A 15353-nucleotide genomic window follows, 5' to 3' on the forward strand; every position below is an offset into this window, starting at 1 on the left:
GTGACCAACTACGACGAGATCGACTTCTCCCCCATCCAGGCGCTCACCGAGGGCGAGGTCATCACGCAGTCGCCCGTGCGCGACATCCGTCTCGCCTCCGGCAAGGTGCTCGCCCTGATCACCCTCGACAACGGCCGCGATCACACGCGTCCGAACACACTGGGTCCGGCGACCCTCACTCAGCTGGGTGAAACACTCGACGCTCTCACGGCACGAGCGGCCGCGGGCGAGATCCAGGCTGTCGGCATCACGGGAAAGCAGTACATCCTCGCCGCGGGCGCCGATCTGTCCGACATCAGCAAGGTCGGCTCGCGTGACAACGCCCGCCTGATCGCGCAGCTCGGCCACAAGGTGCTCGGCAAGCTCGGCGATCTCGGTGTGCCCTCGTTCGCGTTCGTGAACGGCCTCGCTCTGGGCGGCGGCCTGGAGATCGCTCTGAACTCCAGCTACCGCACAGTCGACGCCTCGGCGGCGGCAGTAGCCCTGCCCGAGGTCTTCCTCGGCATCATCCCGGGCTGGGGTGGCGCATACCTCCTGCCGAACCTGATCGGCATCGAGAACGCGCTCGAGGTCGTCATCTCCAACCCGCTCAAGCAGAACCGCATGCTCAAGCCTCAGCAGGCATTCGATCTGGGCATCTTCGACGCGATCTTCCCCGCGGCGAACTACCTCGAGAACTCCCTGTCGTGGGCGGACGCCGTTCTCGGCGGCAAGAAGGTCGAGCGCAAGAACGAGCCCGGCAAGATCGAACGCCTCACCAAGTGGCCGATCGCCATCAAGATGGCACGCGGGATGCTCGAGTCGAAGATCGGCACCGTGCCGAAGTCGCCGTATGCCGCGCTCGACCTGCTCGACAAGGCCAAAGCCGGAACCAAGGCAGAGGGCTTCGCCCGCGAGGACGAGGCACTCGCCGAACTCGTCACGGGCGATCAGTTCGCGGCGTCCATGTACGCGTTCGACCTCGTGCAGAAGCGCGCCAAGCGTCCTGTCGGCGCTCCGGACAAGCAGCTCGCGAAGAAGGTCACCAAGGTCGGCATCATCGGCGCCGGTCTCATGGCGAGCCAGTTCGCGCTGTTGTTCGTGCGCAAGCTGCAGGTGCCCGTGCTCATCACCGACCTGGACCAGGCGCGCGTCGACAAGGGCGTCGCCTACATCCACGAGGAGATCGGCAAGCTCGAGGCGAAGGGACGCCTGGACTCCGACTCGGCCAACAAGCTGCGCGCGCTCGTCACCGGCACCACCGACAAGAGCCTCTACGCGGACTGCGACTTCGTGATCGAGGCCGTGTTCGAAGAGGTCGGCGTCAAGCAGCAGGTGTTCGGCGAGATCGAGAAGGTCATCGCCGAGGACGCGATCCTCGCGACCAACACCTCGTCGCTGTCCGTCGAGGAGATCGGCTCCAAGCTGGCGCACCCCGAGCGTCTCGTGGGCTTCCACTTCTTCAACCCGGTCGCGGTGATGCCGCTGATCGAGATCGTGAAGACACCGGCGACGGACGATGCCGCGCTGTCGACGGCTTTCGTCGTCGCGAAGAATCTCGGCAAGAACGCGGTGCTCACCGCCGACGCGCCGGGCTTCGTCGTGAACCGACTGCTCGCCAAGGTCATGGGCGAGGCGGCCCGCGCGGTCTACGAGGGCACGCCGATCGCCGACGTCGAGAAGGCGTTCGGCCCGCTCGGTCTCCCGATGGGACCGTTCCAGCTGATCGACCTGGTCGGGTGGAAGGTCGCCGCCCACGTGCAGGACACGATGGTCCACGCCTTCCCCGACCGGTTCTACGCCAACGAGAACTTCCATGCGCTCGCGGAACTCGACGCGGTCGTGGAGAAGGACAAGGGCGGACGCGTCGTCGGCTGGACCAAGCAGGCCGAGAAGGTGCTGAAGCCGGCGGTCGGCAAGACCCCTGCCTCCGCAGCGACCATCCTGCAGCGCGTTCAGGACGGCCTGGCCCAGGAGATCAAGCTGATGCTGGACGAAGGCGTCGTGCCCGAGGTCGAGGACATCGATCTGTGCCTCATCCTCGGCGCCGGCTGGCCGTTCATCGACGGGGGCGCCTCGCCGTACCTCGACCGTGAGGGAGCGTCCGAGCGGGCCTTCGGCAGCTCGTTCCACACTCCGCAGATCCGCGGCGTCGAGAGCCGCTGACCGCGAACACCATCACGCGACGCGCCCCACGGGATTCCCCGCGAATCCGGTGGGGCGCTTCGTCGTCCGTTCTGCGATGACGCGGCACCGCAGATTCCCGTCGCCGAGGCTCAGCCCGTGGACTGAACCGGTCGGCCGTCGACCTCACCGTACCGAGGCCAGTACGACAGTGCCCTCTCCGCGAGCGCGGTGATCGTGAGCGAGGGGTTCACCCCGGGATTGGCGGGCACAGCGGCGCCGTCGACGACGTGCAGCCCGGGATGCCCCCAGACGCGGTGATACGCATCGATGACCCCGTGTGCCGGCGATGCGGAGATCACGGCACCTCCGAGGAAGTGCGCCGTGAGCGGGATGCCGAACACCTCCGGCCAGGATCCGCGCGGAGCTGCGGGCACCCCGCCCTCGGCCTCGACCCTCGCGGCGATCGCCGCAGCCGCGGTGTGAGCTTGGGGCAGGTAGCTCGGGTTCGGCGATCCGTGACCCTGCGCGCTCGTCATCACGAGGCGACCGAAACGGCGGCGTAGCGAGAGGGTGAGCGAGTTGTCCGCCGTCTGCATCACCAGCGCGATGATCCCCCGCTCACTCCAGCGCCGGAGGCTCCCCAGACGGAACTGCCGCAGCGGGGAGCGGAGCACCTGCGCGACGAGGCTGCGCAGCCGCACCCCCAGCGGCCGCCCTCCGGGGACGATGACCGTCGCCAGCGCCCCCATCAGGTTCGAGCCCGGCCCGTAGCGGACGTTCTCGACGTGCGTGCGCTCGTCGATGTGGAACGAGGTCGTGATCGCGACGCCGCGAGCGAGCTGGAGAGACTCCGGGACGTCCGTGGCGACCGCGCCGTCCAGCGCTTCCGAATTGGTGCGAGTGAGACGGCCGATCGACCCCGAGATCCGCGGCAGTGCGCCGGACTCCTTCATCCGATGCAGGAGCTGCTGCGTGCCCCATGTGCCTGCCGCCAGCACCACCTGCCTGGCGGTCACCGTCCTCCGCGCGTGCCGGAGCCACGCCCCGCTGCGCTGTGTCGTGACCGCGAACCCCCCGCTGGGGAGCTCCCGCACCTCGCTGACCGTGCGCAGCGCCTCGATCGCGACCCCGCGGCGTTCCGCGAGAGCGAGGTAGTTCTTCATCAGTGTGTTCTTCGCGCCGACACGACAACCCACCATGCAGTTCCCGCAGAGGGTGCATCCGGTGCGATCGGGGCCCTCGCCGCCGAAGAAGGGGTCTGGTGTGCGCTCCCCCGGCTTTCCGAACCAGACGCCGACCGGCGCGCGCCGGAAGGTGTCGCCGACGCCGAGGTCCTCCGCGGCACCGGCCATGATCCTCTCCACAGGTCCCGTATGCGGGTAGTGCTCGACGACGCCGAGCATCCTCTTCGCCGTGGCGTAGTGCGGTGCGAGCTCCGTCTCCCAGTCCGCGATACCGTGCCATTGCGGGTCCGCGAAGAAGGCCGATCCGGGCTGGTACAGCGTGTTCGCGTAGTTGAGCGATCCGCCTCCCACGCCTGCCCCGGCCAGGATCAGCACATGCGGCAGTCGGTGGATGCGCTGGATCCCGTAGCAGCCCAGGGCCGGTGCCCACAGGTACCGGCGGACGTTCCAGTTGGTCTTCGCGAAGTCGTCGTCCTCGAAGCGACGCCCCGCTTCGTAGACGCGCACACGGTATCCCTTCTCCGCCAGTCGCAGTGCGGCAACGGAACCGCCGAATCCGGAACCCACGACCACGACATCTTCATCGAACTCAGTCATCGCCCTCCTTCGGCACCATCATCGTGAGCGCTCCCGGAATGACCGAGATCGTGCACTCATCCTCGCCGATCCGCTCGCCGTCGGCGTAGACCACGAGACCCGGGGCCGACACCGTGACCGACTGCGCGCGACGATGCGCGACCTCACCGCGCGCGAGATGCGTTCCGCGGAGCAGCAGCGGAAAAAGCCGCAGCAGGCGCAGTCGGCCCAGCGGGGCGACATGAACGATGTCGAGGAACCCGTCGTCCGGCACAGCCCCGGCGCAGATCGGCATCCCGCCCCCGTAGCTGGAGGTGCTGCCGGCAGCGATGAGCGTCCCCGGCGACCTCCTGGCGGGTTCACCGTCCACCGCGAGCGTGAAGTCCATCGGCTTCAGTCGCAGGAGCTCGATGAGCAGTGCGAGGTAGTAACGCGGCGCGCCGTGCGGCCAGCGGAGCCGGTTGGTGCGATCACTGACTTTCGCGTCGAAGCCCAGCGCCGCGATGGTCAGGAACCTCCGGCTGCCCTCCGCGGTGCGGACCACGCCGACATCGATCGCTCGTGGCACGCCCCTGAGGGCGAGTTCGGCGGCAGCCCGGGCGTCTCCGCGCGGGAGCCCGAGCGCCCGGGCGAGATCGTTCCCTGTGCCCGCGGGCACGAGGACGATGGGGACGGCGGCGTCGCACACCGTGTCGAGCACGCCGGAGAGCGTGCCGTCACCCCCCACTACCACGAGGACACGCGGCTCATCCGCCAGCGCGGCCACGGCGAGCTGGGCGGTATCCGTTGCCGAGACACCCGCGTAGGTGCGCACGTCGACGCCGTGCTCCCGGAGGAGACGGACGGCCGTCTCGGTCGCCCGCTCGCCTCGGCCTTTGCCTGCGTACGGGTTCGCGAGCACGGCGATGTGCTCGGACACGTCAGTGCATCCGCTCGAGAGGGAGCACAGCGCCGGGGTTGAGGACACCGGCGGGGTCGAGTTCGCGCTTGATGGCGGAGAGGATGCGGATGCCGGTCTCGCCGATCTCCTGACGGAGCCAGGGCGCATGATCCCTGCCGACCGCATGGTGGTGGCTGATGGTCCCGCCCGAGCTGATGATCGCATCGTTGACGCGCGCTTTCACCGCGTCCCACACCCGGAGCGGCTCTCCACGGAGGGCGGCGAGCACCGTGAAGTACAGCGACGCCCCACTCGGATAGATGTGGGACACATGGCACATGACGTACGACTTCGCACCGACGTCGGCGAAGCCGGCCTTGAGCGCCGATTCGACGGCCGAACGCAGCGCCTTCAGGTTCGACCAGGTCGTCGCGGTCTCGAGCGTCTCGCAGAAGACCCCGGCGTCGAGCAGCGAATCGCGCAGGTAGGGCCCGTCGAATCGGCCCTTCCGCCACTCCTCGGCCGGACCTTCGCCCGCAGAGACCCCTCCAGCGGCAGCGAGTCGGGCTCCTGTCCGGGCGCGCCGCTCGGCGATGTCCTCTCCTTCGTAGACCGTCACCACGCTCGCGCCCTTCGCGAGGGCCTTGCCGATCCTGCCGACCTGGGCGAGACTCACCGCGGTCTCCGCCTCATCCGACAGCCGGATGACGGTGGGGCCGCCACCCTGCTGGGCGACCCCGCGGAGTCCCTCCGCACCGCTCGCGAAGTCAGGGAAGGACCACGACTCGAACAACCGGTCGCGCGGGATCGGGTGCACACGTACCCGCACCTCGGTGATCACACCGAAGATGCCCTCCGAACCGAGGAAGATCCTGATCAGGTCGGGCCCCGCCGCGGACCCCGGAGAGCGTCCGAGTTCGATGTCACCCGTGGGTGTCGCCACCCTGATCCCGGTGACCATCGTGTCGAAGCGCCCGTTGCCCGCGGAGTTCTGCCCCGAGGACCGCGCCGCCGCGAATCCGCCGATCGTGGCGTAGCGGAAGCTCTGGGGGAAGTGGCCGAGCTCGTATCCGCGCGCAGACAGCAGCGCCTCCGCCTCCGGCCCCGTCGTTCCTGCCGCCAGGACGGCATCCCCGCTGATCTCATCGAGCCGGATCAGACCGCTCAGGCGTCGCAGATCGAGGCTCACGACGGCGTGGTGCAGGCCCCGTTCGGGATCCAGCGCTCCGACGACGCTCGTACCGCCACCGAACGGGATCACCGCGATCCCCCGTGCGACGGCGACGTCGAGGCACGCTCGGACTTCTGCATGATCCGCGGGACGAAGGACGGCGTCCGGCGCGTCCTGATGGACCTCGCGGCGCCGGAGGAGGTCCGGCGTCGACCGCCCGCCGGCGTGACGGATACGCGCCTCGGCGGCGGCATCGACGTTCTCCGGGCCGACCGCGGTGCAGAACGCCGCATGGTCCTCATCGGTCAACCGTGAGGGTGCCAACTGCACGTGTGCCAGTTCCACTGCGGGGTCAGGCTTGCGTACCCGGCCGAGCAGCATCGGAAGCAACGCTCGCACGGCGAGCGGCAGGTCCTTCGCCTTCGCCGGATCACCCCAGCCGTTCCATCTCATCGACGGGTCCGCATCGACCACGACATCTCCTTCGCCATGCGTTACAGTGTGACACATCATGGAAGAACGTCAACCTCTCGGGGATGCGACACAGACCCGGATCCTCGATGCCGCCGACGACCTCCTCGAACGGCGCGGCGTCCGCGGTGTCACGATCGCAGAGCTCGCGCGTCGCTCCGAGCTGAGCCGCCCCACGATCTACCGCAACTGGGCCGACGCCGACGATGTCGTCCGCTCGACGCTCCTGCGCAGGGTCGAACGCATCCTGAGCGCGCTCCCCGCCAGAGTGCACACCCGTGCGGCGCTCGTCGACGACATCCTGCTGTTCACCGCCCTCTTCCGCCGCGACCCGCTCTTCGCGCGCCTGCTCGCGGATGAACCCGAAGCTTTCACCCGATACACGCTCGAACGGGTGGGATCGAGTCAGCGCCTGATCCTGCAGTGGCTGACCACCGCGATCGACACCGCGCAGGCTCAGGACTCGGTCCGCCCGGCGCCGCCCTCGGAGATCGCGGTGATGCTCCTGCTCGTGGCCCAATCCGCGGTGCTGTCGCACGGGACCGTGTCGGAGCTGATCTCCGAGGACGCGTGGGAACGCGAGCTGCGGGCGGCACTCGACGGACTGCTCCGGCCATGATGTCCGAGTCGTCCGCACTGAACGTCGCGCGGCGACGCGTGGAGTTGGCGCGGTCCGCGGAGGAGAAGGTCGACGTCCTCGTGGTCGGCGGCGGAATCACCGGCGCGGGCGTCGCTCTCGATGCGGCATCCCGCGGGCTTCGCGTCACCCTGATCGAGGCGGAGGATCTCGCCTTCGGTACCAGCCGCTTCAGCTCGAAACTCGTACACGGCGGGCTGCGCTACCTTGCGACCGGCGACTTCGAGACAGCGAAGGAGAGCGCGCTCGAACGGCATCTGCTCCTGACGACGATCGCCCCGCATCTGATCCACCCGCTCGGACAACTCCTCCCGTTCGCATCCGGCATCTCGTTGCGTCAGCGCGTCGCGGGCGCGGTGGGCATGGGAATGGGCGACCTGCTTCGGATGCGGGCGCGTACGCCCCGCGCGGTCCTCCCCGCCCCCTCGTTCGTGTCGGCCCGCTCGGCGACCCGCTTGGTGCCCGCGCTGGATCCACGAGGCCTCCGTGGCGGCATGCTGTCCTACGACGGCCAGCTCGTCGACGACGCCAGGCTCGTCACGACCGTCGCCCGGACAGCAGCAGCACTCGGCGCCCGCATCCTCACCCGGGTCCGCGCCGTCGCCCTGCGCGGCGATGGGGCATCCGTGGAGGAGACGATCACCGGCGAGCGGTTCGAGCTCCGCGCACACGCCGTCATCAATGCGACGGGTGTCTGGGCAGGAGGGCTCGACCAGACGATCCGCGTGCGGCCGAGTCGAGGAACGCACATCGTGCTGGACGCCGCCGATCTCGGGAACCCGACGGCCGCGCTCACCATCCCGCACGAGGGATCGATCAGTCGCTATATCTTCGCTCTGCCGCAGGCTCACGGCCGCATGATCGTCGGCCTCACGGATGAGGACGCCCCCGGTCCGGTGCCTCAGGTCGCTGAGCCGACGGAACGCGAGATCGAGTTCCTTCTGTCCAGCCTCAACCGTGTCGTGGCCACATCGATCCGGCGTGACCAGGTGCGCGGCGCCTTCGCGGGGCTGCGCCCCTTGGTCGACAGCGGCAGCGACACGACAGCGGACGTCTCGCGGAAGCACCTGGTGACGACGGCCGACGACGGATTCATCACCGTGCTCGGCGGAAAGCTGACGACCTATCGGAGGATGGCCGAGGACGCGGTCGATGTCGCCGTCCGCACGCGCGCATTGCCGGCATCGTCCAGCAGAACCTCTTCGCTCCGGCTCGTCGACCGAGTGGTCGCCGATTCCGACGAGGTGATCGACGCGTCCACCGGCCTGACCCATGCTGAGGTCGACTTCGCGGTGCGCGTCGAGGGGGCGCTGACCGTCGAGGACGTGCTCGACCGCCGTACCCGCATCGGTCTCGTCGGTGCCGATCGCGAACGCTGCCGACCGATCATCGCACCGATCGTCTCGCACACGCTCGCCGGCCTCGGCTGAACGATCAGACGCCGTATCAGCGGCTTTCGCGCAGTGGCAGGTCGATCGTCCCGGTCTCCCCTGCGTGACGCGCCTTGGGGATCCGGGTGCCGAGCACCTGGGACACGATGTCCTGGGCGATCTTCGGCGCTGTCAGACCCGCGTCACCGAGGATCTGGTCCCGTGACGCGTGATCGATGAACTCGTCAGGGAGGCCCAGCTCGTCGACAGCGGTGTCGATCCCGGCCTCGCGGAGCACCTGCCGCACCCGCGTACCGATCCCGCCGACGCGGATGCCGTCCTCCAACGTGATCACGAGGCGGTGGTGAGCGGCCAGCTCGACGATCGACGGCTGCACCGGGATGGCCCACCGCGGATCGATGACGGTCGCCCCGATCCCCTGCGCCCGCAGCCTGTCGGCGACATCCAGCGCGAGTTCGGCGAAGGGACCGATCGCCACGACCAGCACGTCCTCGGATTCACCGCGGGCGAGCACGTCGACACCGTCATGCAGCCTCTCGATCGCCGGAAGGTCTGGCGCCACCTCCCCCTTCGGGAATCGGATGACGGTCGGCGCATCATCGACCTGCACGGCTTCTTCGAGCGCTTCGGTCAGCCGAGCGCCATCGCGAGGAGCCGCGATGCGAATGTGCGGAACGATCTGCAGCATCGCCAGGTCCCACATGCCGTGGTGGCTGGGGCCGTCAGGGCCGGTCACGCCGGCCCGGTCGAGCACGAAGGTGACGCCCGCGCGGTGGAGTGCGACGTCCATCAGGACCTGGTCGAAAGCACGACCCATGAAGGTGGCGTACAACGCGACCACGGGGTGCAGCCCACCGAAGGCGAGTCCGGCGGCCGACGCCACCGCGTGCTGCTCGGCGATGCCCACGTCGTACACCCGATCCGGGAACCGTTCGGCGAACGGCGCGAGACCCGTCGGTCGCAGCATCGCGGCCGTCATCGCGATGACATCGTTCCGGCGCTCCCCCACCGAGACCAGAGCATCGGAGAAGACGTCGGTCCAGCCGCGCCCACCCGATGACAGAGTCTCACCGGTCGTCGGATCGATCTTGCCGACGGCGTGGAACTGGTCCGCCTCGTCATCACGCGCAGGCTGGTAGCCGCGGCCCTTCTCGGTGATCGTGTGGACGATGACCGGCGCGCCGTACGACTTCGCGAGCTCGAGCGTCTCGAGGAGGGCGGGAAGATCGTGTCCGTCGACCGGGCCGAGGTACTTGATGTCGAGGTTCGAGTACAGCGCCTCGTTGTTGGCGAAACGGGAGAGGAACCCGTGCGTGCCACCCCGGACACCGCGGAACACGGCACGCCCCACCGGACCGAAGGCGCGGAACAGTCGGTCCGACTTGCGGTGGAGATCCTTGTACGCGGCAGCGGTGCGCACGCGGTTGAGATACCGCGACATGCCGCCGATCGTCGGCGCATACGAACGGCCGTTGTCGTTGACGACGATCACCAGGTTGCGGTCGTTGTCGTCGGAGATGTTGTTCAGCGCCTCCCAGGTCATGCCGCCGGTGAGCGCGCCGTCGCCGACGACGGCGACCACATGACGATCCGCACGCCCCGTCGCTGTGAGCGCCCGGGAGATGCCGTCCGCCCAGCTGAGGGAACTCGATGCGTGCGAGGACTCCACCACATCATGGTCGCTCTCGCCGCGCTGCGGATAGCCGGCGAGCCCGCCGCGCACCCGGAGGCCGGAGAAGTCCTGTCGCCCGGTGAGCAGCTTGTGCACGTAGGACTGGTGGCCGGTGTCGAAGATGAACGGATCGTCCGGCGAGGAGAAAACCCGGTGCAGAGCGATGGTCAGCTCGACGACGCCCAGGTTGGGGCCGAGATGGCCGCCGGTGCGGGACACGTTCTCGACGAGGAAGGTGCGGATCTCCGCGGCGAGTTCTGCGAGCTGATCCGTCGACAGCGCATCCAGATCACGGGGTCCTGAGATGCTCGGAAGAATGGGCATCTGCGCCTCCTCACAGGCTTCACCGGAAGCGTCGGACAGGGCGCCGACGCCATCCCGATCCTATCGCGCTCACACGGGAGAACCGGGTGAGCGAGCACCCCCTTGACAGGACGATGGGGCTCGGGTCCGAAGACCCGAGCCCCATCGTCGCCCCGATCAGACCAGCGAACGCAGCACGTACTGCAGGATGCCGCCGTTGCGGTAGTAGTCGGCCTCACCGGGGGTGTCGATGCGGACGACCGCGTCGAACTCCACCGGCTGCTTGCCCTCGGGCGAGTTCTCGCTCGGGGTGGCCGTGACCTTGACCGTCTTCGGCGTGACCCCGTTGTTGAGCTCTTCCAGACCCGAGATCGAGACGATCTCGGTGCCGTCGAGACCCAGCGACTCCCAGCTCTCGCCGGCGGGGAACTGCAGCGGGACGACACCCATGCCGATCAGGTTCGAGCGGTGGATGCGCTCGAAGCTCTCGGTGATGACCGCCTTGACGCCCAGCAGGCTCGTGCCCTTGGCCGCCCAGTCACGCGACGAACCAGAGCCGTACTCCTTGCCACCGAAGATGACGAGCGGCGTGCCCTGCGCCTGGTAGTTCATGCTCGCGTCGTAGATGTACGACTGCGGCCCACCCGGCTGGGTGAAGTCACGCGTGAATCCACCCTCGACGACCTGTCCGTCGTTGACGGCCGCGACCATCGCGTTCTTCAGACGGATGTTCGCGAAGGTGCCGCGGATCATGACCTCGTGGTTGCCGCGACGCGAGCCGAAGGAGTTGAAGTCCTTGCGGTCGACGCCGTGCTCGGTGAGGTACTGGGCCGCGGGCGTACCGGGCTTGATGTTTCCGGCCGGCGAGATGTGGTCGGTGGTGACCGAATCGCCGAGCGTCGCCATGACGCGAGCGCCCTCGATGTCCTTCACCGGGGTGAGCTCCATCGTCATGCCGTCGAAGTACGGAGCCTTGCGGACGTAGGTCGAGTTCTCGTCCCACTGGAAGATCGCGTCATCCGGGGTGGGCAGGCTGCGCCAGCGCTCGTCGCCGTCGAAGACCGTCGCGTACTGCTTGATGAACTGGTCTCGCGAGATGGACGAGTCGACGATCTCCTGCACCTCGTCGGGCGTCGGCCAGATGTCCTTCAGGAAGACGTCTTCGCCGTCGGTGCCCTTCCCGAGCGCGTCGTTCTCGAAGTCGAAGTGCATCGAGCCGGCGAGAGCGTACGCGATCACCAGCGGCGGGCTGGCGAGGTAGTTCATCTTCACGTCGGGGCTGATGCGTCCCTCGAAGTTGCGGTTACCGGAGAGGACCGCCGTGACGGCGAGGTCGTGCGAGTTGATCGCCTCCGACACCTCTTCGATCAGCGGACCCGAGTTGCCGATGCAGATCGTGCAGCCGTAGCCGACGGTGTAGAAGCCGAGGCCCTCGAGGTCCTTGTCGAGACCGGACTTCTCGTAGTAGTCGGTGACCACCTTCGAGCCCGGGCCGAGCGTGGTCTTCACCCAGGGCTTCTGCTTCAGGCCCTTCTCGAGCGCCTTGCGTGCGACGAGGCCGGCGGCGATCATCACCGACGGGTTCGACGTGTTGGTGCAGGAGGTGATGGCCGCGAGAGTGACCGCGCCGTTGTCGAGGATGTACTTCTCCCCCGACGGCGTGGTGACCGGCACGGGCTTCGAGGCATTGGCGGGAGCACCGCTGTTGATGTGCACAGGACGCGTGGACGGCTCCTCGTCGCCGGGTGCCTGACCGGGGTCGGACGCCGGGAACGAATGCTTCGACTCGAGGTCGACGATCGAGTCCGAGGTGGACGGCGACGCGTAGCTCAGGATGTCCTGCTCGAACTGCGACTTCGCCTCGGAGAGGAGGATGCGGTCCTGCGGGCGCTTCGGACCCGCGATCGACGGGACGACCGTGCCGAGGTCGAGCTCGAGGTACTCGCTGAAAGTCGGCTCGTGCGCGGCATCGTGCCAGAGCTTCTGCTCCTTGGCGTAGGCCTCGACCAGCGCGACGGCCTCCTCGCTGCGGCCGGTGAGGCGCAGGTAGTCGAGCGTCACGTCGTCGATCGGGAAGATCGCGGCGGTGGAGCCGAACTCCGGAGACATGTTGCCGATGGTGGCGCGGTTGGCGAGCGGAACGGAAGCGACGCCTTCGCCGTAGAACTCGACGAACTTGCCGACCACGCCGTGCTTGCGCAGCATGTCGGTGATCGTGAGCACGACGTCGGTCGCGGTCACGCCGGCGGGGATCTCGCCGGACAGCTTGAAGCCGACGACGCGCGGGATGAGCATCGACACGGGCTGACCGAGCATCGCGGCCTCGGCCTCGATACCGCCGACGCCCCAGCCGAGCACGCCGAGGCCGTTGACCATGGTGGTGTGCGAGTCGGTGCCGACGCAGGTGTCGGGGTAGGCGCGGAGCACGCCGTTGACGTCGCGGTCGTAGATGACCTTGGCGAGGTGCTCGATGTTCACCTGATGGACGATGCCGGTTCCCGGCGGGACGACCTTGAAGTCGCTGAACGCCGTCTGACCCCAGCGCAGGAACTGGTACCGCTCCCCGTTGCGCTCGTACTCGATCTCGACGTTGCGCTCGAGGGCGTTCTCCGAGCCGAACAGGTCGGCGATGACGGAGTGGTCGATGACCATCTCGGCGGGCGAGAGCGGGTTGATCTTGTTCGCGTCGCCACCGAGTGCTGTGACGGCCTCACGCATGGTGGCGAGGTCGACGATGCAGGGGACGCCGGTGAAGTCCTGCATGACCACGCGCGCCGGCGTGAACTGGATCTCGGTGCTGGGCTCTGCCGCGGCATCCCACGATCCCAGCGCCTCGATCTGCGCCTTCGTCACGTTCGCGCCATCCTCGGTGCGAAGCAGGTTCTCCAGGAGGACCTTGAGACTGAAGGGGAGCTTCTCGAAACCGGGCACCGTGTCGATGCGGAAGATCTCATAGTCGGTGCTGCCGACTGTCAGGGTGCTCTTGGCACCGAAGCTGTTCACCGTGGACACGAATCCGTCTCCTTCTATTCGGATGGGAGCGACAGGCGCCTCCATCTTGCTCGCCAGCGAGCCCCTGCGGCTAGCAAGGCGGACCTAACCAGTCTGCTCCGCGCAGCCCGCGGGCGAAAGCCTGCGATTTATCTTGATATCAAGATAAATCTATCACGCCTCGGAGGCATCCTCGCGCGCCGGGTCTCGCGGGTGGAGAGCGCGGACGACCAGCCACGTCACCGCGATGAGGGGAGCGAACAGCGGCAACCCCATGACGAGCTTGAGGGTGCCGAGGGCGGTGACGTCTCCCGCGAGATAGAGCGGCAGCTGCACGGCGAGCCGCGCGAAGAACAGCGCAGCCCATGCGATCCCGAGCCAGAAGTAGGCACGGCGCTTGCGGCGATCACTGCGCCACGTGGTGCCCTCCCCCATCAGGAATCCGACCGCGAGGCCGATCAGCGACCATCCGATCAGGGCCGACACCAGGATCACCGACCCGTACACCGCGTTCGTGATGAGTCCGGGAACGAAGTTGTCCGCCCCTCGACCGGTCCACAGTGCGAGGGCGGCGGCAGCCACCGCAGCGATGAGACCGCCGAGCGCGGCCGACGGCGGTGACTTCTGCAGGAGTCGTACGACCGTGAAGACCGCCGCGAGCCCGACCGAGACGCCGAGCGACAGGATCAGCGGTTCGGGGCGGATCGTGAAGATGATGACGAATGCGAGGCTGGGCAGCACCGACTCGAGGATGCCGCGCCACCCACCCATCGCGGACCACACGACCTTGTGCGTGCTCGAACTCTCCGCCGGGTCGAGGCCGGCCCGGCGAGCGGCACCGCCGAGCGCCTCACCGAGGATCTCGGAGGTGCGCTTCTCTCGCTCGGGGTCCTGGTCCGGGGTGCTCACGCGGATCCCGGTGTCGCCGGCATCTTGAGCGGGATAAGGTCACGAGGGGGCATCGGCGAGCCGCCGCGGACCACGACGATCGATCGGAAGAGATCCTCGACCTTCGCACCCGCCTCCGGATCCGACGCGCCTGCTCCCCCGATGACGCCGCGGAGGAACCATCGCGGACCATCGATGCCGATGAAGCGCGCGAGACGCAGCCCGGACCCCTCGCTCGCGGTGGCGGGAACCTCGGCGAGGAGTTCCTTGCCGAGCGGACCCTCGCGCTCTTCGACGCGACCGCCCTGCGCCTTGACCTGGTCGCGCAGCTGCACACGGGTCTCATCCCACAGACCGCCCGATCGCGGTGCGGCGAACGGCTGCACCTGCAGCGAGGAGTCCGCGTAGTCGAGCCCCACGGCGACGATGCGCTTGGTCTGCTCCTCGACCTCGAGCCGAAGGTTCAGGCCCTCCCTGGGGAGGATCTTGATCCCACCCAGGTCGATGTAGGGACGAACCGGATTCGCCTCGGAATCGTCGAAGGGACCCTCGGTGGCGCGGTTCTCGGGCGCCGACTTCGGGGAAGTCTCGTTGTTGTCAGTCATTGGCCTGCCCTGCTTCGTTCTGCGTGTGCCCCGCCTGGTAGCCGGTGGAGCCGAATCCGCCGGCGCCGCGGACGCTCTCCGGCAGCTCATCGACCGGAAGGAACGTGGCGCGAGTCACCGGCATGATGATCAGCTGTGCGATGCGATCGCCGACCGCCACATCGTACGCGCTGTGGATATCGGTGTTGATCAGACTCACCTTGATCTCGCCCCGATATCCGGCGTCGACCGTCCCGGGCGAGTTCACGATCGAGATCCCGTGCTTAGCTGCGAGACCACTGCGCGGAACCACGAACGCGGCGTAACCGTCGGGGAGGGCGATACGGACGCCCGTGCCGACGAGGGCGCGCTCGCCCGGACCGAGATGCACGGCCTCGGCCGCCACCAGATCAGCGCCAGCATCACCCGGATGCGCGTATCCGGGCACCGCCGCGGCGATAATGGGGATATCAACGGAATCGGTCACCCCATGAGGCTA

Annotated in this window: 11 protein-coding genes; 3 read left to right on the forward strand and 8 right to left on the reverse strand. The window is 68.1% G+C overall.

Annotation, left to right across the window (positions count from 1 at the left end; translation table 11 throughout):
• Window positions 1–2145, forward strand: coding sequence for a 3-hydroxyacyl-CoA dehydrogenase NAD-binding domain-containing protein (locus E0W80_RS02020; RefSeq protein ID WP_131491347.1), 2145 nt, complete (start codon window positions 1–3; stop codon window positions 2143–2145).
• 110 nt (window positions 2146–2255) lie between these two features.
• Here the strand turns inward: E0W80_RS02020 and E0W80_RS02025 are convergent, their stop codons facing one another.
• The 3 genes from E0W80_RS02025 to E0W80_RS02035 are packed head-to-tail and all read right to left on the reverse strand — an operon-like array spanning window position 2256 to window position 6391.
• Window positions 2256–3887 carry a GMC family oxidoreductase gene (locus E0W80_RS02025; RefSeq protein ID WP_131491122.1) on the reverse strand — a complete coding sequence of 544 codons (1632 nt, stop codon included), beginning with the start codon at window positions 3885–3887 and terminating at the stop codon, window positions 2256–2258.
• Window positions 3880–4785: a YegS/Rv2252/BmrU family lipid kinase gene (locus E0W80_RS02030; RefSeq protein WP_131491123.1), complete on the reverse strand. Its 906-nt coding sequence runs from the start codon at window positions 4783–4785 to the stop codon at window positions 3880–3882. The genes E0W80_RS02025 and E0W80_RS02030 overlap by 8 nt, the downstream gene beginning before the upstream one ends.
• Window position 4786: 1 nt before the next feature.
• Window positions 4787–6391, reverse strand: coding sequence for an FAD-binding oxidoreductase (locus E0W80_RS02035; protein ID WP_240740431.1), 1605 nt, complete (start codon window positions 6389–6391; stop codon window positions 4787–4789).
• Between the two features lie 37 nt (window positions 6392–6428).
• Here E0W80_RS02035 and E0W80_RS02040 point away from each other — a divergent pair, with 37 nt between their 5' ends.
• Window positions 6429–7007: a TetR/AcrR family transcriptional regulator gene (locus E0W80_RS02040; RefSeq protein ID WP_131491124.1), complete on the forward strand. Its 579-nt coding sequence runs from the start codon at window positions 6429–6431 to the stop codon at window positions 7005–7007.
• Complete coding sequence (locus tag E0W80_RS02045) at window positions 7004–8455, forward strand: glycerol-3-phosphate dehydrogenase/oxidase (RefSeq protein ID WP_131491125.1); 1452 nt, start codon at window positions 7004–7006, stop codon at window positions 8453–8455. Before E0W80_RS02040 ends, E0W80_RS02045 begins: the two co-directional genes overlap by 4 nt.
• Before the next feature lie 16 nt (window positions 8456–8471).
• Here the strand turns inward: E0W80_RS02045 and dxs are convergent, their stop codons facing one another.
• The 5 genes from dxs to dut form a co-directional block, all read right to left on the reverse strand.
• On the reverse strand, window positions 8472–10412 hold the full coding sequence (gene dxs / locus E0W80_RS02050) for a 1-deoxy-D-xylulose-5-phosphate synthase (RefSeq protein WP_131491126.1): 1941 nt from the start codon (window positions 10410–10412) through the stop codon (window positions 8472–8474).
• A 156-nt stretch (window positions 10413–10568) separates the two neighbouring features.
• On the reverse strand, window positions 10569–13448 hold the full coding sequence (locus E0W80_RS02055) for an aconitate hydratase (protein WP_197055601.1): 2880 nt from the start codon (window positions 13446–13448) through the stop codon (window positions 10569–10571).
• A gap of 108 nt (window positions 13449–13556) precedes the next feature.
• Window positions 13557–14291, reverse strand: a complete 735-nt coding sequence (locus E0W80_RS02060) for a DUF3159 domain-containing protein (protein WP_131491127.1) — start codon at window positions 14289–14291, stop codon at window positions 13557–13559.
• Complete coding sequence (locus tag E0W80_RS02065) at window positions 14288–14875, reverse strand: DUF3710 domain-containing protein (RefSeq protein WP_047519423.1); 588 nt, start codon at window positions 14873–14875, stop codon at window positions 14288–14290. The genes E0W80_RS02060 and E0W80_RS02065 overlap by 4 nt, the downstream gene beginning before the upstream one ends.
• Entirely contained in the window at window positions 14868–15341 is a 474-nt protein-coding gene (gene dut / locus E0W80_RS02070; protein ID WP_131491128.1) for a dUTP diphosphatase, read from the reverse strand. Before dut ends, E0W80_RS02065 begins: the two co-directional genes overlap by 8 nt.
• Window positions 15342–15353 lie beyond the last annotated feature (12 nt).

It is taken from the genome of Microbacterium sp. PI-1, from assembly GCF_004337555.1.
In the GTDB taxonomy this organism is placed as follows: domain Bacteria; phylum Actinomycetota; class Actinomycetes; order Actinomycetales; family Microbacteriaceae; genus Microbacterium; species Microbacterium aurugineum.